Source organism: Pseudomonas brassicacearum subsp. brassicacearum (assembly GCF_008801605.1).
In the GTDB taxonomy this organism is placed as follows: domain Bacteria; phylum Pseudomonadota; class Gammaproteobacteria; order Pseudomonadales; family Pseudomonadaceae; genus Aquipseudomonas; species Aquipseudomonas brassicacearum.
In genome coordinates, this window is the sequence record NZ_VZPJ01000011.1 from 1 (window position 1) to 23,033 (window position 23,033).

Sequence of the window (23,033 nt, forward strand, 5' to 3'; positions counted from 1 at the left end):
CCGTGGCCGAAGAGATCAACCGCAGCGTCGTGAACGTTCGCGATGTCTCCGAACAAACCGCCTCCTCCAGCGAAGAAACCGCCGCCTCCAGCGCCGAACTGGCACGGTTGGGGGTTCATTTGCAGACGCTGGTAGGTCGCTTCAAGGTCTAACCAGAGGGCAGGTATAAAACCCGTGGCCAGAGATTGCTCCCGCTTGGGCGCGACGTGGCCACTACTGTGAGATCTATTCTCTACAGATCCCTTCCAACCGGTCGATATAGCTCCCAGCACATAAACTCAGCGCTGCAGGGAGTAACAGCATGTTCCGATGGCTAGGTAATGTAGGCGTTAATCGCAAACTCGGTTTCGGCTTCGGCCTGGTGCTGTTCCTGACCGTGATAATCGCCTTCACGGGCTGGACCGGCCTGGGTAACGTGATCAGCCGTGGCGACAAGCTGGGGTTCATTGCCAGCCTGAACGATTTGACCAAGGACTTGCGCCTGGCACGCATGAACTACGACACCTCGCGGGGCGAGAACGGCCCCCAGCAAGTCAACGACCTGATTGGCAAGCTCGACGCCGGGCTGAAGACCGCCCGCCAACTGATAGAGCAACCGGCCGATGTAGCCCTGATCGATAAACAATTGGCCGCCGTGGCCGAGTACAAAAAAGCCTTCGCCGAGATGACCCGCGCCACCGCCAGCCGAGAAGATGCCCGCAGCAAACTCGGTGCCAGTGCAGACAATGCCGTGGCTCGCATCGCTGAAGTAGAGAAGTCGTTGCTGCAAGGCGACAGCGTCGCCCAGTTCAACAGCATCGTGACCCTGAGCAAAGCGGTCCAGCAAGCGCGCTATCAGGTTCGCGGCTACACCTACAGCGGCAAGAGCGAAGCCCAGCAACCGGCCCTTGAGGCCGTCGACAATGCCCTCAAACTTCTCGCACGTTTGCCAGAGCAATTGCCTGAAGAACATGCAGCCAACCTGCAACAGGCCAGCGACTCGATCAATGTCTATCGCTCAGCGGTCAGCCAGTTCCGCGACTCCCAGATCGACAACGCCGCGGCCCTCAAGCGCATGGCAGAGCAAGGCGACGTATTGATCGATGCCAGCCAAAAACTGACCGTCTCCCAGACCGCCGTGCGCGACCGTGACGCAACCGAGGCCAAGACCTTCCTGGTAGCGGCTGCCGTGCTCGCTTTGCTGTTCGGTGTCGTCGCTGCCCTGGTCATCACCCGGCAGATCGTCGGCCCTCTGGGCCAGACCCTCAAGATCGCCGAACGTGTGGCGGCAGGTGACCTGACTCACAACCTCACCTCCGAGCGCCGCGACGAACTGGGCCAGCTACAGCGCGCCATGCAGAACATGACCGTGGGTCTACGGCAATTGATCGGTGGCATCAGCGACGGCGTCACGCAGATCGCCAGCGCCGCCGAACAGCTCTCGTCCGTCACCGAGCAGACCAGCGCCGGGGTCAACAGCCAGAAAGCGGAAACCGACCAGGTCGCCACCGCCATGCACGAAATGACCGCCACGGTGCAGGAAGTGGCAAGCAACGCCGAAGAGGCTTCCGAAGCGGCCGCCGCCGCCGATGCCCAGGCACGCGAGGGCGATAAAGTCGTCGGCGAAGCGATTGCCCAGATCGAGCGCCTGGCACTCGAAGTGGGTAATTCCACCACCGCCATGGGCGAGCTGAAGCGAGAAAGCGACAAGATCGGCAGTGTGCTGGATGTGATCAAGTCCGTCGCCCAGCAAACCAACCTGCTGGCCCTCAACGCCGCCATCGAGGCAGCCCGGGCCGGTGAAGCCGGGCGTGGGTTTGCGGTAGTCGCCGATGAAGTCCGCAGCCTGGCCCAGCGTACCCAGAAGTCCACCGAAGAAATCGAAGAGCTGATCCTTGGCCTGCAATCGGGTACTGAACAGGTCGCGGCGACCCTGGACAACAGCCGCAGCCTGACTGACAGCAGCGTCGAGCTGACCCGTCGCGCCGGCGGGTCGTTGGAAAACATCACCCGTACCGTCTCGGCGATCCAGGCGATGAACCAGCAGATCGCCGCTGCGGCGGAGCAGCAGAGTGCTGTGGCGGAGGAGATCAACCGTAGCGTGCTGAATGTGCGTGATGTGTCAGAGCAAACGGCGTCGTCCAGTGAAGAGACTGCCGCTTCGAGCGCTGAATTGGCGCGGTTGGGGGTGCATTTGCAGACGTTGGTGGGGCGGTTCCGGGTTTGACTTGGTGTGGTGTTAGGGTTGTGTGAATATCCGTTTCTTCGGTAACGGCGGCTTAGGGTTCCGCTCTTACAGCGGGTCACTTTCGAAAAGCCCGGAAGCCGGCCCAGTCGAAAGTAACCAAAGCGCTTTTGCCCCACCACGCGGTGCCTCGCCTAGGCTCGGCATGCCTGCGTTCGGCCATCGTGGTTAACGGGGCACCCGAGATCAACGTCCACCACGAGGCGGCCTAACAGCCGACCTGGCTCTCCCGGTCGTACACCCGTTAGATCTGTGGGAGCAAAGCTTGCTCGCGATAGCGGTCTGTCAGGCAACATCAATACTGACTGCCCCACCGCCTTCGCGAGCAAGCTCGCTCCCACATAGGTTTTTGGTCGTTTATAAAATCAGCGTCCACCGCCGATCCCTGTGGGGAGCAAAGCTTGCTCGCGAAAGCGGCGGGTCAGCTTGCCTGGATGTTGGATGTGCCGGCCTCTTCGCGGGCAAGCCCGCTCCCACACTGGATCTTCAGTGGGCAAGAAACTTGTGTTCGGCACAGTTCCCTCTGTGGGAGCAAAGCTTGCTCGCGATAGCGGTGGGTCAGCTTGTATTGATGTTGGATCTGCCTGCCTCTTCGCGGGCAAGCCCGCTCCCACACTGGATCTTCAGTGGGCAAGAAATTTATGTTCGGCACAGTTCCCTCTGTGGGAGCAAAGCTTGCTCGCGATAGCGGTGGGTCTGCTTGCATCAATGCTGAATGTGCCGCCACCTTCGCGAGCAAGCCCGCTCCCACATAGGTTTTTGGTCGTTTATAAAATCAGCGTCCACCGCCGATCCCTGTGGGAGCCGAGCTTGCTCGCGATGGCGGTGGGTCTGCTTGCATCAATGCTGAATGTGCCGCCGCCTTCGCGAGCAAGCTCGCTCCCACATAGGTTTTTGGTCGTTTATAAGATCAGTGTCCACCGCCGATCCCTGTGGGAGCCGAGCTTGCTCGCGATGGCGGTGGTCTGCTTGCATCAATGCTGAATGTGCTGCCGCCTTCGCGAGCAAGCTCGCTCCCACATAGGTTTTTGGTCGTTTATAAGATCAGTGTCCACCGCCGATCCCTGTGGGAGCCGAGCTTGCTCGCGATGGCGGTGGTCTGCTTGCATCAATGCTGAATGTGCTGCCGCCTTCGCGAGCAAGCTCGCTCCCACATAGGTTTTTGGTCGTTTATAAGATCAGTGTCCACCGCCGATCCCTGTGGGAGCCGAGCTTGCTCGCGATGGCGGTGGTCTGCTTGCATCAATGCTGAATGTGCCGCCACCTTCGCGAGCAAGCTCGCTCCCACATAGGTTTTTGGTCGTTTATAAAATCAGCGTCCACCGCCGATCCCTGTGGGAGCCGAGCTTGCTCGCGATGGCGGTGGGTCTGCTTGCATCCATGCTGAATGTGCTGCCGCCTTCGCGAGCAAGCTCGCTCCAACAATGGGATCGGAGTACGACCGGAAGAAATAGGCCGGCTGCAAGGCCGCCTCGCGAGCAAGCTTTGCTCCCACAGGTCCGGCTCAAACAGATCTGATGGGTGTACGACCGGGAGAGCCAGGTCGGCTACTAGGCCGCCTCGCGGTGGACGTTGATCTCGGGTGCCCCGTTAACCACGATGGCCGAACGCAGGCATTGTGGAGTGGGCATCCCGGCATGGATGCCGGGATAGCCGCGCTGGGCCATGGATGGCCCTTCGCGGCGGGCCCACGGAGCAATGCCGGAGTGAGGGCACACCGAGCCTAGGCGAGGTGCCGAGTGGTGGGGCATGAGCGTTTTGCTTACTTTTGCGCTTCTCAAAAGTGAGCCGCTGTAAGAGCGGAACCGTAAGCAGCCGTTACCTAAATAACGGATATACATACAAAAATACCTGAGCCCCACAATCCGTCATCCCAAGGCTACGGAGCCTTGCGCCATTGCCTACAACTACGCCAGAATCCGCCGGCTTGTGCGCCTTGGCCCTGGGCTCTAACGTTTGCGGGTCGCTGTCAGTTCAGCGATCGGGTTTAGCAGCTCGGCACAATATCAAGGCACGCAGGTCCGCTTTATGGCGGCTGTGCGTGGGGCACTTCGGTGCGCCGGGTTCCTTGATTCCTGGTCTGCTAACCCGCGCACAGTCGCCACCCTTTTCGTTTAGCAGCGATGTCTGGCGGCTCCATCAATCAAGGAGCGTCAACCATGCACAAGATCACACCCAATCCACCAGAACCAGAAACCGACCCCAAGAAACTCCAGGAAGCCACCGACCGCGCGCTCGATTACTACCTGAAGCCCAAACAACCCAACCCCGAAGATAAACAGCCGCCGGGCCAGCTCTTCACCGTCGTCGACGGCATCGACACCGAAAGCCTGTTGGCCAACCTCAGCGAAAACCTGGCCTCAGCCAATGCCATGGTCAGCGACCTTGCATTCGACCTGAAAGGCTCGCGACGCCATATTGCCCTTGGTATTCAACAACTGATCGAGCTGAGTGGTTTGTTGGCGAATCGGGTACTGGACAACGTCAATACACAGTCCTGACCTCGCCACGGATAGCGCTCAATTACTGAAATAGCGCCCAACAAAAAGCCCCGCTTCCTTTCAGAAGCGGGGCTTTTGCGTATCAGTATCAGGCCACTTGAGGCTGTGCGCTCAACGGCTGAAGCGGTAACAACGGTGCATGAGGATCAGCGTTGATTGATTCGCGCCACGCCGCCAGCCACTCGGGATGACCCTCGCTCCAGACCTGCTCATGCAGGCGGGACAGGGCCACCGGGTCGCTCAGCAGAGCCAGTCGCTCGGCGTTGCTGAGACCGGCAGGGCCGGCCTTCAAGGCGTGACGAACACGTTCGACCCGCAGCCATTCGATCGGCTCGGCCTTGCCGTGACGCGAGGTTGCCAACGCATACGCCAAGGCGTTCTGTTGCGGATCGACCACCGCCCGGATGAAACCGTCTTTGAGCGCATGCCAACGGTTTTCATGGGTGTACTGATCCGTCGACAGCAGTTCCTGTGGCGGTGCGTATTCCTCAGGGATCAGGAACAGGCTTTCATCACGGGACTTCAAGCCCAGGCCCACGCGGCTGGAAATCACCGATACCGGAATCGACAGCATCAGCGAACCGACAATCGGCACCAGCCACCACAGGAAGCTCGGGTTCAGCCAGATCACCAGCAAGGCCCAGAAGAAGCCCAGCAAGGTTTGCGGACCGTGGCGCTTGACCGCTTCGCTCCACGGCGTGGAGTCGTCGTCACGTTGTGGCGAGTTCCAGGTTGCAGCCCAGCCCAGGAATGCGGCGAGCACGAAACGGGTGTGGAAAATCATCCGCACTGGCGCCAGCAGCATGGAGAACAACATCTCCAGGAGCATCGACAGCGTCACCTTGAACTTGCCACCGAACTCCTTAGCACCCTTGGCCCAGATCAGCACGATACTCAGCAGCTTGGGCAGGAACAGCAGCACGATGGTGGTGGAGAACAGGGCGATGGCCTTTTCCGGGTGCCATTGTGGCCACAACGGATAGAGCTGGCGCGGCTCGAGGAAGTACTGCGGCTCCATCAACGTGTTCACCGCCAGCAGCGCCGTGGAGAGCACCAGGAAGAAGAACCACAGTGGCGCCGACAGGTAGGACATCACGCCGGTCAGGAACACCGCACGGTGCACCGGGTGCATGCCCTTGACCAGGAACAGCCGGAAGTTCATCAGGTTACCGTGGCACCAGCGACGGTCACGCTTGAGTTCGTCCAGCAGGTTCGGCGGCAGCTCTTCGTAGCTGCCCGGCAAGTCATAGGCAATCCACACGCCCCAGCCGGCACGGCGCATCAGCGCAGCTTCGACGAAGTCGTGGGACAGGATGGCACCGGCGAACGCGCCTTTACCGGGCAGCGGCGCCAGGGCGCAGTGCTCGATGAACGGTTTCATGCGAATGATCGCGTTGTGGCCCCAGTAGTGGGATTCACCCAACTGCCAGAAGTGCAGGCCGGCGGTGAACAGCGGACCGTATACCCGGGTGGCGAACTGCTGCATGCGCGCATACAGCGTGTCCATGCCCGAGGCCCGTGGCGCGGTCTGGATGATGCCGGCGTCCGGCGTGGCTTCCATCAGGCGCACCAGGCTGGTCAGGCACGTACCGCTCATGACGCTGTCGGCGTCGAGCACGACCATGTACTTGTAGTCGCTGCCCCAACGACGGCAGAAGTCGTCGAGGTTGCCGCTCTTGCGCTTCACGCGACGGCGACGGCGGCGATAGAAGATCTTGCCGAAACCACCGGCTTCACGGCAGACGTCGAGCCAGGCCTGTTGTTCGGCCACGCAGATATCGGTTTCGTTACTGTCGCTGAGCACGAAGAAGTCGAAACGATCCAGGTCACCGGTGGCGGCCACCGACTCGAAGGTTGCGCGCAAACCGGCGAATACCCGTGGCACGTCTTCGTTGCAGATCGGCATCACCAGCGCTGTGCGGGCGTCCTTGGGAATTGGCTCGTTGCCGGCGCTGGCACCGGAAATGCGGTACTTGTCGTGACCGGTGAGCAATTCGAGAAAGCCCATCAACGCTGTCCAGAAGCCTGCCGAGACCCAGCAGAACAGGATCCCGAACAGAATCAGGATGCTGGTTTGCAGCGCATACGGCAGCACTTGCGTGGCGGTCTGCAACAGCGGTTGGTGCAGGACTTCTTCCAGGTCCACGAACGACCAGCCCTGGTACGGCATGATGCCTTTCATGTACCAGCCAGCGACGATGGTCTGGCCGAGCATCAATATCAGCAGGATGTAGCGACGGGTCGAGCCCACGGTACGCCAGCGTGCATGCGGCAACACGCGCTCATCCTTGGGCGGCTTCGGCGGGTTGGTACGACCGGTCAGGCGCCGCCAGCCACGCACCAGGATATTGGTGCGCCATGGCTCCGGTACGACCTTGGTCCGACGAATCGGCGGCGTGGCTTTCAGGCACACCCGACCGCTGGTGTCGAGCCCCAGCATCTCGGCGTCTTCGAGCTCTTCGGCGGTGCTCAGGGTCAGCCGGCGGCCCACCGAGGCTTGCGCCGCCTCGGCGGGCTCGTCGAAGGTCGAAGACGACAGGCGTTCGTGCAATTCGCTGAAGGACTTGCAGCCCGCCAGTTCGGCGCGCTGCTCGTCGGTCATGGGCAAATGGGCCAGGTACTCGCTGAGCGTCTCTGGCTGTACTGAAGTATTACTCATCGGCTGGCAACTGATAGCTCCAGGTCTCGGTCAAGACTTGTTCAGTCGGTTCCGGTTCCTGCTGGGTTGGGGTCGGTTCAACAGCGGCGTCTGCCGCCTTGACGGCCTTGGCTTCGTCTTTCGCTTTTTCGTTCGCGAGCTCTTTTTCGGTCTGCTGGCGGGCGACTTTGTCGGCCTTGGCCAGGGTCGTGGTCACGGAGTGCGCGGTGGCCGGGGCTTCGACAGGCGTCAATGGACGGACCAGCGCCGCACGCATTTCGGTGGCCTGTTTCGAATCCTTGATCTTCAACCGCAGGGTCAAGCGCCAGCCCTTGGTTTCAGGGTTGTAGCGCACGCTATTCTCGACGATCTCGCCGTTTTCGCCGACGCTTACCTGGCTACGCACATCGGCGTCTTCCGGCAGGGCTTGCAGGGACGGACCTTCGAAATCCACCAGGTAGGCCACGCTGCCGTCCGGCTGACGGATCAGGTTGGACTGTTTCACGTCACCGGTGGAACGCAGGGTCTGCTGGACCCAGGCGCTGTCCGGCGAGTGCAGGCTGGCTTCGTCGAGGGTCCAGTGCAGGCGATAGCTGAAGTCCAGCGGCTGGCCTGGCTCAGGCAGTTTTTCCGGGCTCCAGAAGGCAACGATATTGTCGTTGGTTTCGTCGGCGGTCGGAATTTCTACCAGGTCCACGGAGCCCTTGCCCCAATCGCCTTTCGGTTCGATCCAGGCACTTGGACGCTTGTCGTAGCGGTCGTCCAGGTCTTCGTAATGGCTGAAGTCGCGCCCACGTTGCAACAGGCCGAAACCACGCGGGTTCTCTACCGAGAAGTTGCTCACGGCCAGGTGTTTCGGGTTGTTCAGCGGACGCCAGATCCACTCGCCGTTACCGGCATGGATCGACAGGCCACTGGAGTCGTGCAGTTCGCGACGGTAGTTCAGCACTTTGGACGGTTGGTTGGCGCCGAACAGGTACATGCTGGTCAATGGAGCCACACCCAGCTTGGTCACGCGGTCACGCAGGAACATGCGCGACTTCACGTCGACCACGGTGTCGGTGCCCGGACGCAAGGTCAGGCGATAAGCGCCAGTGGCGCGTGGCGAATCCAGCAGGGCGAAGATCACCAGGTGCTTGTCGGTCGGCTTCGGACGTTGGATCCAGAACTCGCGAAAGCGCGGGAATTCTTCACCCGATGGCAACGCGGTGTCGATGGCCATGCCGCGGGCGGACAAACCGTAGGTCTGGCCCTTGCCAATGACGCGGAAATAACTCGCGCCCAGCATGGTCATGATCTCGTCCTGCTTGTCAGCCTTGTTGATCGGGTACAACACGCGAAAACCCGCGTAACCCAGCTGTTCAGTGGCCTTGGGATCGAATTTCACATCGTCGAAATCAAAGCGCGACGGGTCGTACTTGATCTCTTCGACGGTGGTCGCGGTGATTTCGTTGATCTTCACCGGGGTGTCGAAATGCATACCCTGGTGATAGAAGGACAGCCTGAACGGTGTCTTCTGGTCGGCCCATTCGGCTTTTTCGGTGCGGAAACGGATTTTTTGATAGTCAGCGAATTTCATTTCGCGGAATTCGTTCGGCAGATTACTGCGCGGGGCTTCGTATTTTTGCCCGGCCAGTTCTTGAGCCTTCGCCGATACATCATCCAGGCTGAATGCCCACAGTTGGCCCGCGCCGAACAGGCACAACAGAGCCGAGCCCGTTACCAGGGCGCTTCTCAACCGTTTGGCAGTCATTTTTGGTGCATTACAGGGACTAACAATCACGAGCAACCCTCGCCGAAAACTGATCAAAAAACCAACGGCCAGATAAAGTATCTGCACGGTAACGGCACTGAAAAACCGTTCCTGCGGACCACTCTTGCCAAGTTGGCGAGCATTGTTCCGACTCCGATGGGACAAAATGATTCCCCAAACGGTCCAGGACAAGTCTCTACCTAAGTCAAATGGACCAGCGAACGCTGATCCCCCGTAGCGCGCGATTATCTAGTAGCCCGCGTGACAACGCATCAGGGGTAGCAAAGTATTTATCGAGAAAACTCCCAGTTTTGCCTCGAAACAGGCCCGAAAAGATGTTTCAAACGCTTTCAGACCTGTAACAGGAAGGTTACCGGGCCATCATTGACCAAATGCACTTGCATGTCGGCGCCGAATCTACCTGATGCCACAGTGCCATGCACCTGTTTCGCCTGGGTGAGCAAATAGTTGAACAACTCTTCTCCCAGGGCCGGAGGTGCGGCTGTCGAAAAACTCGGGCGCAAACCACTTTTGGTGTCGGCCGCCAAGGTGAACTGCGACACCAGCAGCAACCCACCACCGACATCCGCCAGGGACAGGTTCATCTTGCCGTCGGCGTCGCTGAACACTCGATAGTTAAGCAGCTTATGCAGGAGTTTGTCGGCGCTGGCCCGGGTATCCCCGGGCTCGACAGCCACCAACACCAGCAAGCCCTGATCCACGGCGCCAATGATCTCGCCTGATACTTCGACCCGCGCGCAGCGAACTCGTTGCAACAGCCCCTTCATGCTTCTTCAGGCGGCAGGTCGAGCAGGCGCCGGGCCATTTGCGCAGCGGCGCGAACCAGTGCGTCGGTGATCCCCGGCTCCGAAGCGGCGTGACCAGCGTCGCGAATCACCTGCAGTTCGCTGTTGGGCCAGTTCTGATGCAGCTCCCAGGCATTGTCCAGCGGGCAGATGACGTCGTAGCGGCCATGCACGATGACGCCCGGCAAATGGGCGATCTTGCCCATGTCGCGAATCAACTGGTTGGGTTCGAGGAAAGCGTTGTTGGTGAAGTAGTGGCATTCGATCCGGGCGATCGACAGCGCCCGCTGCGGCTCGGAGAAGCGATCGACCACCAGTGGGTTCGGACGCAGGGTCGCGGTGCGACCTTCCCAGGTGGACCAGGCCTTGGCCGCGTGCATCTGGGCGATCTGATCGTTGCCGGTCAGGCGCTTGTGGAAAGCGCTGAGCAGGTCGTCGCGCTCGTCCAACGGGATCGGTGCGATGTAGTCCTGCCAATAGTCGGGGAACAGGCGACTGGCGCCGGCCTGGTAGAACCATTCGATTTCCTGCGGGCGGCAGAGAAAGATCCCACGCAGGATCAAGCCGTGTACCCGCTCTGGATGAGTCTGGGCGTAGGCCAGGGCCAGGGTCGAGCCCCAGGAACCGCCAAACAGCACCCACTTCTCGATACCCAGGTGCTTGCGGATGCGCTCCAGGTCTTCGACCAGATCCCAGGTGGTGTTGTTCTCAAGGCTCGCATGGGGGGTGGACCGACCGCAGCCGCGCTGGTCGAAAGTGACGATGCGGTACAGGTTCGGATCGAAGTAGCGGCGGCTCTGTGCATCGCAGCCAGCACCCGGGCCGCCGTGAATGAACACCACCGGCAGGCCTTCCGGGGAACCGCTTTCATCGACATAGAGCGTGTGGGTGTCATCGACAGCCAGATCGTGCCGGGCATGGGGTTTGATCTGCGGGTACAAAGTCTGCATTGCGCGCTCCGTAAGGGGTCGAGTCATCCCTGTAGGGACGTCTATTTAGTCTGCCGTCCGGCATCATAAACCCGAATTACCTTAATGAGCATGTCCCCTGCGCAGTCAAAGCATGTCAGCCAGGTACGCCAGCAGCGTGCGATACAGCCGATCGACCTCCGGCACCTGCCCCCGACCGCGCAGGCAGCCGTGGACCAACCCTTCGCCCATGTACAACACAGAGGCTACCCCTGCGGCGTTCAGCCGCTCGCTATAAAGGACACCGTCGTCGCGCAGCGGGTCCCATTGCGCAACGACAATCAGCGCTGGTGGAAGACCGTCCAGATGATCGGCGAGCAACGGCATGGCGAGGAGGGACGGTTGGGCGCCGTTCAGGTAGAGGGTGTGATAACTGTCCAGGTCGCTGCTGCTCAACAGCGGCGCGTCGGCACATTCGCGGCGCGAGGGTAGCGTTGCCAGGCCACCGAGCGCCGGATAGATCAGCACCTGGGCCCGGGGCAGCGCTTGCCCGGCATCACGCAAGGCCAGGCATAACGCAGCGGCGAGATTGCCGCCGGCACTGTCTCCGACCACCAGCCGGCGACGCGGGTCGATGGCAAAGGGCGCGGCTGCCAGATGACGCCACACGGCGAGGCAATCGTCCAACCCGGCTGGAAACGGATGCTCTGGGGCCAGCCGATAATCCACCGCCACCACCAGCGCACCAAGGGCAGCCGCCAGCTCCATGCAGATGAAGTCATGGGAGTCCAGGTCCCCCACCACCCAACCACCGCCGTGCAGATAAAGGATGCACGGCCAGCCGGTGGGTGGCGCGGCGCCCCGTGGGTGATAGGCGCGCGCAGCCACACCGGCCAACTCGAAATCCTCGATGGCCAGTGTTGGCGGGCATGCCGGGGTGAACGCCCGGCACATTTGGCTGTAGGCCTGGCGCGAACTGGCGAGGCTGTCGTCCGGGCTGGTGAAGCTCAGGGTTCTGTCGATGAAGGCTGACATCTGTTCTGAGAGTGGATATGAGGCCATGAAGAACACCACCTATTGAAATGTGGGAGCCACCACAGATAAATCACCCCGCCACAGCCAGGCAGGTCAATTCTTGAGACTGGCCTGCACCGCCGCCACGCCATCCTTGCCGTCGAAGCTGGTGACTCCGGCCAGCCACTTCTGCAAATCCTCGGGATGATCGCGCAACCATTGCCGGGCGACGTCCTGGGGCGTCTTGCGCTCCATGATCGGCACCATCAACTGGCTTTCCTGGGCGGCGGTGAAAGTGAGGTTTTCCAGCAAGCGGTTCACGTTCGGGCAGCGCTGGGCATAGTCCGGCGCGGTGACGGTGGAGACGGTCGCGGCGCCTTCGTTCGGGCCATAGACATCCTCGCTGCCGGTCAGGTAGGTGATGTTCATGTTGATGTTCATCGGGTGTGGGGTCCAGCCGACGAAGACCACGAACTCCTTGCGATTCACCGCCCGTTGCACCGCGGCCAGCATGCCCGCCTCGCCGGATTCGATCAGCTTGAAGTCCTTGAGGCCGAAGTGGTTGGTTTCAATCAGGGTCTTGATGGTGGTGTTGGCACCGCTGCCCGGCTCGATCCCGTAGATCTTGCCGCCCAGTTGATCCTTGAACCGGGCAATGTCGGCGAAGGTCTTGAGCCCCGCCGCCGCCACGTAATCTGGAACAGCCAGGGTGGCCTGGGCGTCGGCCAGGCTCGGCTTGTCCAATACCTTCACTTGGTTGGCCGCCAGAAACGGCGCGATGTTCTTGTCCATCGCCGGCTTCCAGTAGCCCAGGAAAATATCGAGACGCTTATCGCGGATGCCGGCGAAGATGATCTGCTGCACGGCGCTGGTCTGCTTGCTGTCGTAGCCCAGCCCGGAGAGCAACACATCGGCCATGCCGCTGGTGGCGATCACGTCAGTCCAGTTGACCACGCCCATGCGCACGGTCTGGCACGACGCCGGCTCGGCGGCCATCGCCCCGACGCTCAAGAGGGTGGTACCGCAGAGGATCGACAGACAGCGTTTGAACAGTCTTTTCATCGGGAAGGTCTCGTGCGGCAGCGGATTATTGTAGGTCGGTGTCTTGCTGCACCGTGCCCAAAACATTACGCAGCGCCGAGGGGCTGAAGATGAACTGTGGCGACTCGGTTTTGCACAATGGCGACAGTTCCCATTCCAAGGAACCAGAGTACATAAACTTGTGGCGAGGGAGACTCTGGGAGCAAGGCTTGCCCGCGATGAAAACAACGCGGTCTCTCTGAAACAGCGGCGCCTGTATCGCGAGCAAGCTTTGCTCCCACAGATAAGTCCCCTCGCCACAGAAGTCATGGCTAGATCTTTATTTCTTGTAAGCCTGCCGTCCCCACGCCAGGAAGCCTTCCAGCAATTCCCTGAGCACCACCTGAGTCGGCGCCGCCAAATCAGCGCGATAGTTGAACGGTTCGAACTCTTCCATATAGGTGCTCTGGCACAGTTCCAGTTGCACCGCGTGGATGTCTTCGGCCGGGTTGCCGTAGTGCCGGGTGATGTGTCCGCCCTTGAACCGCCCGTTGAGCACATGAGTGAACTGACCGTGACGGGCGCAGATGGCTTCGAGCTGGCTGGCCGGGGTCGGGTCGCAACTGGCACCGTTGAACGTGCCGAGGTTGAAGTCCGGCAGCTTGCCGTCGAACAGGTGCGGGATCACCGAACGGATCGAATGGGCATCGAACAGCAAGGCATAGCCAAACTCGGCCTTGAGCCGCGCCAGTTCCTGCTGCAGCGCCTGGTGGTAAGGCATCCAGACCTGTTGCAGATACATCGCCCGCTCCTCGGCCGACGGTTCCAGCCCTTCGCGAAACAGCGGCACGCCATCGAACAGCGTCGCCGGGTACAAACCGGTGGTGGCGCCGACGTACATCGGCTTGTCATCGGAGGGGCGGTTCAGGTCGACGACGAACCGCGAGTACTCCGCGGCCAGGGTGCTGGCGCCCAGTTCGGCGGCGAACTCGTAGAGCCTTGGGATGTGCCAGTCGGTGTCTGGCAGGCTCTGGGCCTCGGGGATCAACCCGGCCTGTACCGCCGGGGTCAGGCGCAGGCCGGCGTGAGGCATGCTGATCAACAGCGGCACGCGCCCTTGCTTGAAATTCAGGACCTTCTCCACAACCATTCTCCTCAATCGATTTCCACGCCGTGGCGCACGACGCGTTTTTCCAGATCGCCACCGAGCCAGTACGCCAGGTCGGCCGGGCGGTCGATGTGCCAGGCGACAAAATCCGCGACCTTGCCGGCTTCCAGCGAACCGTGGGTTTGCACCATGCCCAAGGCCTGGGCCGCATGAATCGTCGCCCCCGCCAGGGCCTCTTCCGGGGTCATCCGGAAACAGGTGCAGGCCATGTTCAACATCAGGCGCAACGACAACGCCGGCGAGGTGCCGGGGTTGAGGTCGCTGGCCACGGCGATTTTCACACCGTGCTTGCGCAGGGCTTCCATGGGCGGCAATTGGGTTTCGCGCAGGAAATAAAACGCGCCCGGCAACAGCACTGCCACGGTGCCGGATTCGGCCATGGCCTTGGCATCGTCCTCGGTCATGAATTCCAGGTGATCGGCCGACAGCGCCTGGTAACGCGCCGCCAGGCTTGAACCGTGCAGCGACGACAACTGCTCGGCGTGCAGCTTCACTGGCAGCCCCAGTTGTTGCGCGGTGATAAACACCCGCTCGACCTGCGCCGGGGAAAACGCCAGGTATTCGCAAAAGGCATCCACCGCATCCACCAGTCCTTCGGCCGCCAGGGCCGGAAGCATCTCGGTGCAGATGTGCTCGATGTAGTCGTCGGCGCGATCCTTGTATTCCGGTGGCAAGGCGTGGGCCGCCAGGCAGGTGCTGCGCACGCTGACCGGCAACTCGGCGCCGAGGCGGCGGATGACCCGCAGGATCTTGCGCTCGCTGGCCAGGTCCAGGCCGTAGCCGGATTTGATTTCCACCGTGGTCACGCCGTCGCGCATCAGGCTTCCCAGGCGTTTGGCGGCGCTGGCGAACAGTTCGTCTTCACTAGCGGCGCGGGTGGCGCGCACGGTGCTGGCGATGCCGCCACCGGCGGCGGCGATCTCGGCATAGCTGACGCCTTGCAGACGCTGCTCGAACTCACCGCTACGGTTGCCGCCAAATACCGTGTGGGTGTGACAGTCGATCAGCCCCGGGGTGACCCAGGCGCCCTTGAGGTCGTTGACCGCCGGGTAATCACCCGTCGGCAATTCGGCACGCGGGCCGATCCATTGGATGTGCTCGCCCAGGGTAACGATGGCGGCGTCTTCGATGATCGAGTAGACGCCCTGGGCCATGGTGGCGGCGTGGCAGTTTTGCCAGAGGGTTTTCATCCCGGTTTCCTCGTCGCATTCATAATCGAATCGCGAGCAAGCTCGCTCCCACAAGGGTCAGGGTGTACCCCAAATAAGTGTGGGAGCGAGCTCGCTCGCGATGAGGCCCTTACAGGCTCGGCAACAACTGCGCCGTGACCAATTCGTTCAGGCACCGACTCGCCAGCAATTCACTGGCCGCATTGATGTCCGGCGCAAAGAAGCGGTCCTTCTCATAAAACGGCACTTGTGCACGCAGCAGGCCACGGGCCCGCTCCAGCTTCGCGGAGGTCTTCAAGCCGCCGCGCAGGTCCAGCCCCTGGCAAGCCGCGAGCCATTCCACCGCGAGGATCCCACGGGTGTTCTCGGCCATTTCCCACAGACGCTTGCCGGCAGCCGGGGCCATGGAAACGTGGTCTTCCTGGTTCGCCGACGTCGGCAGGCTGTCCACCGAATGGGGATGGGACAGCGCCTTGTTTTCACTGGCCAGGGCCGCAGCGGTGACCTGGGCGATCATGAAGCCGGAGTTCACTCCGCCATTGGCGACGAGGAACGGCGGCAGTTGCGACATGTGCTTGTCCATCATCAACGAAATGCGTCGCTCGCTCAGGGAGCCAATCTCGGCAATCGCCAAGGCCATGTTGTCGGCCGCCATCGCCACCGGTTCGGCGTGGAAGTTGCCGCCGGAAATCACGTCGCCCTCGGCGGCGAACACCAGCGGGTTATCCGACACCGCGTTGGCCTCGATCACCAGCACCTCGGCGGCCTGGCGGAACTGGGTCAGGCAGGCGCCCATCACCTGCGGTTGGCAGCGCAGGGAGTACGGGTCCTGGACCTTATCGCAGTTCTGGTGCGAATCGGAAACTTCGCTGCGCTCGCCCAGCAGATCGCGGTAGGCAGCGGCGGCGTCGATCTGGCCTTTCTGGCCACGGGCGGCATGGATGCGTGCATCGAATGGCGAACGCGAGCCGAGCACCGCTTCCACCGTGAGGCCGCCCAGGGCCAGGGCACCGGCAAACAGGTCTTCGCCTTCGAACAGGCCACGCAAGGCAAACGCGGTGGAGACCTGGGTGCCGTTGAGCAGCGCCAGGCCTTCCTTGGCGGCCAGGGTCAGCGGCGCGAGGCCAGCCACTTTCAGCGCCTCGACGGCCGGCAGCCATTCGCCCTTGTAGCGGGCCTTGCCTTCGCCCAGCAGCACCAGGGACATGTGGGCCAGTGGCGCCAGGTCACCGGACGCACCGACCGAACCCTTGAGCGGAATGTGCGGGTAGACCTCGGCATTGATCAGCGCAATCAGCGCATCGATCACCTGCCGACGGATGCCGGAAAAACCCCGGCTCAGGCTGTTGACCTTGAGCACCATGACCAGCCGCACCAGCGCATCGCTTATTGGCTCGCCCACCCCGGCGGCATGGGACAGCACCAGGGAGCGCTGCAGGTTTTCCAGGTCTTCGCTGGCGATACGGGTCGAGGCCAGCAGGCCGAAACCGGTGTTGATGCCGTAGGCGGTGCGGTTCTCGGCAAGAATCTGCTCAACGCAGGCAACACTGGCTTCGATCTGCGCCGACGCGCTGGCGTCGAGACTCAAGGTCACGGGTTGCTGATAGATGTCACGCAATTGAGCCAGGCTCAATTGGCCGGGAATCAGGTTTAAGGCAGTCATGTAATGCTCCTTTTGAGAGTTTTGTTTTCACCCGCCAGTCGCTCCGGAATGTTCCGTTATCCGTCACCTTCGCTTTTTGGGCGATGCCTTGTGGGCAAGAGGTGCCTTGGCACGCTGGCGCTTTTTTGATCAATTCAAATTCGGTAATACGCTGTGCAACACATTCGGGTCTTTGAGCAGGCCGGCGGCACTGGCGATGTCCGGCGCCAGCCAGCGGTCCTGGTCATAGGCCGGGACGCGTTCGCGCAGCAGTTTCCAGGCAATGTCGGTGCCGGCGCCGAAACGCTGGGCCTTGAGAAACTCAAAGGCCTGGGCCGCCAGCAGGTATTCGATGGCGAGGATCTGCGTGCAGTTTTCCAGCGCCCGGTGCAGCTTCAGGGCCGCGTTGGTGCCCATGCTCAGATGGTCTTCCTGCAACCCGGAGGTGACGAAATTGTCGAGCACCGCCGGTTGCGCCAGTTGCTTGTTTTCCGCGCACAGCGACGCGGCGACGTATTGCACGATCATCATCCCCGAGTTCACCCCGGGGTTGGCCACCAGGAAGGCCGGCAGGCCGCTGACGTGGGGGTTGATCAAGCGGTCGAGGCGACGCTCGGCGATGGAGCCGATCTCAGCCATGGCAATCGCCAGCAGATCTGCCGCCAGCGCCACCGACTGGCCGTGGGGATTGGCCTGGGACATGACCCGGAAGCTCTCCGGCGTACCCAGCAGCAGTGGATTATCGGTCACCGCGTTGAGTTCGGTTTCGATCTGTTGCCGGGCGTGGGCCAACTGGTCGCGAGCCGCGCCGTGCACCTGGGGAATCGAGCGGATGCTCAAGGCGTCCTGGGTGCGAATGCCCAGGCTCGCGGCGATGACTTCGCTGCCGTCGAGCAGTGCTCGCAAATTGCTCCCGACCTGCTGCATGCCCGGGTGTGGCTTGAGGGCGATGACGTCGGCATCGAACGCGGCAATCTGCCCGCGCTGGGCCTCGAAACTCATGGCGCCGATCACGTCGGCCCATTGCACCAACCGCGTCGCATCGGCCAGGGCCAGGCAGCTCAGACCGGTCATGCACGGCGTGCCGTTGACCAGGCACAGACCGTCCTTGGCCCCCAGTTGCACCGGTTGCAAACCCTCTGCGGCCAGGGCCTGTTGCGCCGGGATTATCTGCCCGCGATAGCTGACCTGGCCGACGCCCAGCAACGCGATGCCGATGTGGGCCATGTGGGTCAGGTAACCCACCGAACCCTGGGACGGCACTTGCGGTGTGATGCCGCGATTGAGCAGCGCCAGCAGCGCTTCGACTACCCGGCGATGGATGCCGGACTTGCCTTGGCTGTAGTTGAGGATAGCGGCGCAGATAATCGCCCGGGTCTGCTCATCAGAAAGCGGCGCACCAACGCCACAGGCATGGCTGAGCAAGGTGTTGCGCGACAGTTGGCTGAGTTGTTCGTCCTTGAGCGAAACATTGCACAAGGCCCCCAGGCCGGTATTGACGCCATAGGCGCGCTCGCCGCTTGCGACGATACGCTGGACGATGGCCTGGGCGTTGTCGATCCGCGCCCAGGTCTCAGTCGATAGCTCGAGCACAGCGCCAAAGCGGGCGACGGCGACGACATCCTGCCAACGCAACGGGGCGCCTGTGATTACGATTTTTTCAGCCTGGGACATTTAAAGCCTCATGCACATTAAAGTTGCCAATAACATTTGTGGCGTGGGGATTTATCTGTGGGAGCAAGGCTTGCCCGCGATAAAAACAACGCGGTCTCTTTGGAACCGAGGCGTCTGCATCGCGAGCAAGCTTTGCTCCCACAGGTAAATCCCCTCTCCACAACGGAGTCCGGTCTTACACCACCGCCGCCCGCCGTTGCACAAACCGATCGACATACTCATCCGCCGGCGAGTGCAGGATCTCCCGAGGCGTGCCGACCTGGATCAGCTTGCCGTCCTTGAGGATCGCAATGCGGTTGCCAATGCGCACGGCCTCGTCGAGGTCGTGGGTGATGAACACGATGGTCTTGTGCAGGGTCTTTTGCAGTTCCAGCAACTGGTCCTGCATCTCCGCGCGGATCAGTGGGTCGAGGGCGCTGAAGGCTTCGTCCATCAGGATGATGTCGGTGTCCGCCGCCAAGGCCCGGGCCAGGCCGACGCGCTGGCGCATGCCACCAGAGAGCTGGTGCGGGTATTTGTTCTCGTAGCCCTTCAGGCCCACGGTATCGATCCAGTGCAACGCCCGCTCGGCGCACACCTGCTTGCTCTCGCCGCGCACTTTCAAGCCATAGGCGACGTTGTCCAGCACGCTCTTGTGGGGCAGCAGGCCGAAGCTCTGGAACACCATGCTGATCTTGTGTCGGCGAAATTCGCGCAAGGCGTCCATGTCCAGTTGCAGGATGTCTTCGCCGTCCACCAGGATCGCGCCGCTGGTAGGGTCGATCAGCCGGTTGAAATGGCGCACCAACGTGGACTTGCCGGAACCGGACAGGCCCATGATCACGAAAATCTCACCGGTGCCGATGCTCAGCGACAAGTCGTTAACGCCGACCACGCAGCCGGTTTCGGCCAGCACCTGGTCCTTGGTCTTGTTCTGGCGGATCAGCTCCAGGGCCTCCTTGGAGCGATTGCCGAAAATCTTGAAGACATTCTTGACTTCGATCTTGCTGATGGCTGCGTTGCTCATTTGCTCACCTCGTGCCGAGGACGACCATAGGCCTGGGTAATGCGGTCGATGACCACGGCGAGAATCACGATCGCCAGCCCGGCTTCCAGGCCGCGTCCGACGTTGAGGGTCTGGATGCCCACCAGCACGTCTTCACCCAGGCCACGGGCGCCGATCATCGAGGCGATGACCACCATCGACAGGGCCATCATGGTGGTCTGGTTGATCCCGGCCATGATGCTCGGCAGGGCCAGGGGCAGTTGCACGCCGAACAGCTGTTGCCAGCGGTTGGCGCCGAAGGCGTTGATGGCTTCCATCACTTCGCCGTCCACCTGGCGGATGCCAAGGTCAGTCAGGCGAATCAGTGGCGGCGCAGCGTAGATCACCGTGGCGAAAATCGCCGGGACCTTGCCCAGGCCGAACAGCATCAACACCGGAATCAGGTACACGAAGCTCGGCATGGTCTGCATGATGTCCAGCAACGGCATCAGCACCGAACGCAGGCGATTGCTGCGTGCCGAGAGAATGCCCAGCGGAATGCCGATCAACACCGAGATCAGCGTCGCCACCAGCATCAGCGCGAGGGTCTGCATCAGCTTGTCCCACAGGCCCACCGCGCCCACCAGAAACAGCAGGCCGACGATCACCGCCGTGGCGACGACCTTGCGGGTGGCGTGCCAGGCGATGCCACCGACGATAGCCAGCATCAGCCACCAGGGCGCCATGCGCAGCAGGCCTTCGAGATTGACGATGGCCCACAGCAGGGTGTCGGAGATGTGCCGGAACACATCGCCATAATTGGTCACCAGGGAGTCGACCCAACCGTTGACCCAATCGGCAATGGAGAAGGTAAAGCTTTCGGGAAACATAAGAGACTCTCGATCAAGTGGATGCGGTGAACGTCCCGGCCAGCCCCACGGTTGGCCGGGAAGTATTCGACCTACAGAGCCGCGTCGATTTTCTTGGCAGCGTCTTCGCTTACCCAGGCGTGCCAGACTTCAGGATGTTCCTTCAGGAAGATCTTCGCCAGTTTCGGCGACTCGATTCGTTCCTTCGCCATGCGCCCGAGGTTCTGGTTCAGGATATCGATCGGCAGGTTGACCTTTTCCAGCACCGTCACCAATTCAGGTGCCTCGTCGTGGAAGGTCTTGGACAGGCCGACCTTGATGCTCACGCTTTTATCCACGCCCGGTTTTTCTTCCAGTTTCACCAGGTCCACCTGGCCCATCAGCGGCGTTGGCGACCAGTAGTAGAACAGGATCGGCTCGCCGCGCTTGTAGCTCGACAGCACCGCCGCATCCAGCGCTGGGCCGGTACCTGGACGGAAGTTGGTGTAGGTTTTTTCCAGGCCATAGCTTTTCAGCATTTCGCTGTTGTCCAGCTCGCAGGTCCAGCCGGCCGGGCAGTTATAGAAGCGGCCCTTGGACGGTTCTTCCGGGTCCTTGAACACGGCGGCGTACTGGCCCAGGTCAGCGATGTTCTTCAGTCCTGGTGCCTTGGCTTCGAGCTTGCGCTTGGCGTCGCCTTCCACCACGTAGCGCGGCACGTACCAGCCTTCGATGGCACCCACGACCGGGGCACCGACGCCGACTACCTTGCCGGCCTTCTCGGCCTTGTTCCAGACTTCACTGCGGCCGACCCACTCTTCGGCAAACACCTGGATGTCGTTGCTGCTCAGGGCGTTCTCCATGGTGATGGAGTTGCCTGGCAGGCTGTCGGTCTTGCAGTCGTAGCCTTTTTCCAGCACCACTTGCAGGACGTCGGTCAGCAACATGGCGCTTTCCCAGTTCAGGCCGGCGAACTTCACCGGTTTACCCGACTCGCACCAACCCGCCGCTTGTGTGGCGCCAGCGCTGGCCAGCAGGCCCATGGAAAGCAATGTGGTCAGCAGGGTCTTGTTCGACTTCATTATGTGACGCTCCTAATCAGTTGGATTGGCTTACGGCAGTCAAGAGGCATCCAGCCCTGTCAACGTCCCATCAGACCGCTTGAATGCGGCCCGCCCTGCTCGGTTGTGCGTCAACCGTGTCCTGCTCGATTGGCAGGATCAATTGATCGGGTACAGCGCTGTGCCACTTCTTGGCGACGACGTAATACAGCGCCGCCGGAACCACCAGACCGATGATCCAGGAAATATCCACACCGCCCATGGCTGCCACCAGCGGACCGGTATAGAACTTGGTGGCGATAAACGGCAGTTGAACCAGTACGCCGAAGACATAGACGCTGATGCCGAGGGCGTTCCAACGACCGTAGCGACCGTTCGGGTCGGCCAGTGCCGGCACGTCATAGCGCTCGCGGGTGATGCAGTAGTAGTCCACCAGGTTGATCGCGCTCCAAGGCGTAAAGAACGCCAGCAAGAACAGGATGAAGGACTTGAACGCGCCGAGGAACGAGTGCTGGCCGAGCAGCGCGATCAGCGTCGCAGCGCCGACGATGACCAGCACGAAGACCAGACGCTGCAAGCGCGTTACGTTCAGGTGACCACGAAAACCGCTGATGATGGTCGCGATGCACATGAAGCTGCCGTAGGAGTTCAGCGTGGAGATGGTGACCTTGCCGAACGCGATGCTGAAATACAGCAGCGCGGCGGTGGCACCGGTGCCCCCCAGGCCCACGATGTAGGCCACTTCGTGACCGGCGAATTGCCCATTGGCCGAGGCCGCGGCAAACACGCCGAGGATCATCGCCACCTGTGCGCCGATGACTGAACCGGCGCCCGCGGCAAAAAAGGTTTTCACCGAAGAAGTCTTGCTCGGCAGGTAACGCGAATAGTCCGCCACGTAGGGGCCGAAGGCGATCTGCCAGGACGCCGCGAGCGACACCGCAAGCAGGAAACTGCTCCAGCTGAAATGGCGGATTTGCAAGAGTGCGCCAACGTCCGTCTGGCTCATCAGACGAGAGAACAGGTAAACAAAGGCGATCACACCAAGGATGCTGGCGACACGGCCAATGAAGTGAATCACCCGATAACCGAGCACCGTGACCAGTACGATGACGCTGGCGAAAATGAGGATGCCGACACTGTCGCTGACACCAAACAACTGGCCCAGCGCCTGGCCGGAAAGCACGGTTCCCGTTGCGGTGAAACCCAGGTACATCAGGCACACCAGCACGATCGGGATGGCCGCGCCATACACACCAAACTGCACCCGGCTGGAGATCATCTGCGGCAGGCCAAGCTTGGGCCCTTGCGCGGCATGCAACGCCATGACGCCACCGCCGAGCAGTTGGCCGATCAGCAAACCGATCAACGACCAGAACACATCACCGCCAAGCACCACCGCCAATGCGCCGGTGACAATTGCCGTGATTTGCAGGTTGGCCCCCATCCAGAGGGTGAACTGGCTCAACAATCGGCCGTGTCTCTCCGTTTCCGGGATGTAGTCGATCGAACGTTTCTCGATCAACGGCTTGCTGCTTGCACGTGTGCTGGTGACAGCCATGGTTCAACCTCTGTGGATTGTTCTGCAATTCAATTGCGCCGCACTCCTGTGGGAGCGAGCTTGCTCGCGATGAGGGCGTGTCAGT

At 61.5% G+C, this 23,033-nt stretch carries 18 protein-coding genes and 1 pseudogene; 4 read left to right on the forward strand and 15 right to left on the reverse strand.

Annotated features, from left to right (window positions below):
• The 3 genes and pseudogenes from F7R20_RS32390 to F7R20_RS32400 all read left to right on the forward strand — a co-directional run.
• The coding region (locus F7R20_RS32390) for a hypothetical protein (RefSeq protein ID WP_170291498.1) at positions 1 to 152 on the forward strand (152 nt) is incomplete at its 5' end.
• A gap of 149 nt (positions 153 to 301) precedes the next feature.
• A pseudogene (locus F7R20_RS32395) lies at positions 302 to 1,348 on the forward strand (methyl-accepting chemotaxis protein); the annotation flags it as partial.
• The gene (locus F7R20_RS32400) at positions 1,343 to 2,206 is read left to right on the forward strand and encodes a methyl-accepting chemotaxis protein (RefSeq protein WP_373557686.1); all 864 of its coding nucleotides are present in this window, start codon (positions 1,343 to 1,345) and stop codon (positions 2,204 to 2,206) included. The pseudogene F7R20_RS32395 and the gene F7R20_RS32400, both read left to right, overlap by 6 nt.
• Before the next feature lie 1,568 nt (positions 2,207 to 3,774).
• Here the strand turns inward: F7R20_RS32400 and F7R20_RS31710 are convergent.
• On the reverse strand, positions 3,775 to 3,975 hold the full coding sequence (locus F7R20_RS31710) for a nucleoid-structuring protein H-NS (RefSeq protein WP_155252640.1): 201 nt from the start codon (positions 3,973 to 3,975) through the stop codon (positions 3,775 to 3,777).
• Positions 3,976 to 4,383: 408 nt separating this feature from the next.
• On the opposite strand from F7R20_RS31710, the gene F7R20_RS22375 reads away from it, so the two are divergent.
• The gene (locus F7R20_RS22375) at positions 4,384 to 4,725 is read left to right on the forward strand and encodes a DUF6124 family protein (protein WP_003196916.1); all 342 of its coding nucleotides are present in this window, start codon (positions 4,384 to 4,386) and stop codon (positions 4,723 to 4,725) included.
• An 88-nt stretch (positions 4,726 to 4,813) separates the two neighbouring features.
• On the opposite strand, the gene mdoH is transcribed toward F7R20_RS22375, so the two are convergent.
• The 14 genes from mdoH to F7R20_RS22450 form a co-directional block, all read right to left on the reverse strand.
• The gene (mdoH, locus tag F7R20_RS22380; RefSeq protein ID WP_003196915.1) at positions 4,814 to 7,384 is read right to left on the reverse strand and encodes a glucans biosynthesis glucosyltransferase MdoH; all 2,571 of its coding nucleotides are present in this window, start codon (positions 7,382 to 7,384) and stop codon (positions 4,814 to 4,816) included.
• Positions 7,377 to 9,116, reverse strand: coding sequence for a glucan biosynthesis protein G (locus tag F7R20_RS22385; protein ID WP_209311659.1), 1,740 nt, complete (start codon positions 9,114 to 9,116; stop codon positions 7,377 to 7,379). The genes mdoH and F7R20_RS22385 overlap by 8 nt, the downstream gene beginning before the upstream one ends.
• A gap of 350 nt (positions 9,117 to 9,466) precedes the next feature.
• Positions 9,467 to 9,904 carry a D-aminoacyl-tRNA deacylase gene (gene dtd / locus F7R20_RS22390; RefSeq protein WP_003196911.1) on the reverse strand — a complete coding sequence of 146 codons (438 nt, stop codon included), beginning with the start codon at positions 9,902 to 9,904 and terminating at the stop codon, positions 9,467 to 9,469.
• Complete coding sequence (pip, locus tag F7R20_RS22395; protein WP_003196909.1) at positions 9,901 to 10,872, reverse strand: prolyl aminopeptidase; 972 nt, start codon at positions 10,870 to 10,872, stop codon at positions 9,901 to 9,903. Before pip ends, dtd begins: the two co-directional genes overlap by 4 nt.
• A 105-nt stretch (positions 10,873 to 10,977) precedes the next feature.
• Positions 10,978 to 11,892 carry an alpha/beta hydrolase gene (locus F7R20_RS22400; RefSeq protein ID WP_003196907.1) on the reverse strand — a complete coding sequence of 305 codons (915 nt, stop codon included), beginning with the start codon at positions 11,890 to 11,892 and terminating at the stop codon, positions 10,978 to 10,980.
• A 66-nt stretch (positions 11,893 to 11,958) separates the two neighbouring features.
• Positions 11,959 to 12,906 carry a choline ABC transporter substrate-binding protein gene (locus tag F7R20_RS22405; RefSeq protein WP_003196904.1) on the reverse strand — a complete coding sequence of 316 codons (948 nt, stop codon included), beginning with the start codon at positions 12,904 to 12,906 and terminating at the stop codon, positions 11,959 to 11,961.
• A gap of 298 nt (positions 12,907 to 13,204) precedes the next feature.
• Positions 13,205 to 14,008, reverse strand: coding sequence for an N-formylglutamate deformylase (gene hutG, locus F7R20_RS22415; protein ID WP_003196902.1), 804 nt, complete (start codon positions 14,006 to 14,008; stop codon positions 13,205 to 13,207).
• 11 nt (positions 14,009 to 14,019) lie between these two features.
• A complete protein-coding gene (gene hutI, locus F7R20_RS22420; RefSeq protein WP_003196900.1) occupies positions 14,020 to 15,222 on the reverse strand; it encodes an imidazolonepropionase in 1,203 nt (400 codons plus the stop codon).
• Between the two features lie 109 nt (positions 15,223 to 15,331).
• On the reverse strand, positions 15,332 to 16,864 hold the full coding sequence (hutH, locus tag F7R20_RS22425; RefSeq protein WP_003196898.1) for a histidine ammonia-lyase: 1,533 nt from the start codon (positions 16,862 to 16,864) through the stop codon (positions 15,332 to 15,334).
• 129 nt (positions 16,865 to 16,993) lie between these two features.
• A complete protein-coding gene (gene hutH / locus F7R20_RS22430; protein ID WP_003196896.1) occupies positions 16,994 to 18,517 on the reverse strand; it encodes a histidine ammonia-lyase in 1,524 nt (507 codons plus the stop codon).
• A gap of 175 nt (positions 18,518 to 18,692) precedes the next feature.
• Positions 18,693 to 19,523, reverse strand: a complete 831-nt coding sequence (locus F7R20_RS22435; RefSeq protein ID WP_003196894.1) for a quaternary amine ABC transporter ATP-binding protein — start codon at positions 19,521 to 19,523, stop codon at positions 18,693 to 18,695.
• Entirely contained in the window at positions 19,520 to 20,371 is an 852-nt protein-coding gene (locus F7R20_RS22440) for an ABC transporter permease (RefSeq protein ID WP_003196893.1), read from the reverse strand. The genes F7R20_RS22435 and F7R20_RS22440 overlap by 4 nt, the downstream gene beginning before the upstream one ends.
• Positions 20,372 to 20,442: 71 nt before the next feature.
• Complete coding sequence (locus tag F7R20_RS22445) at positions 20,443 to 21,411, reverse strand: ABC transporter substrate-binding protein (RefSeq protein ID WP_003196892.1); 969 nt, start codon at positions 21,409 to 21,411, stop codon at positions 20,443 to 20,445.
• A gap of 70 nt (positions 21,412 to 21,481) precedes the next feature.
• Complete coding sequence (locus tag F7R20_RS22450; RefSeq protein ID WP_003196889.1) at positions 21,482 to 22,948, reverse strand: purine-cytosine permease family protein; 1,467 nt, start codon at positions 22,946 to 22,948, stop codon at positions 21,482 to 21,484.
• Between the last annotated feature and the right edge of the window lie 85 nt (positions 22,949 to 23,033).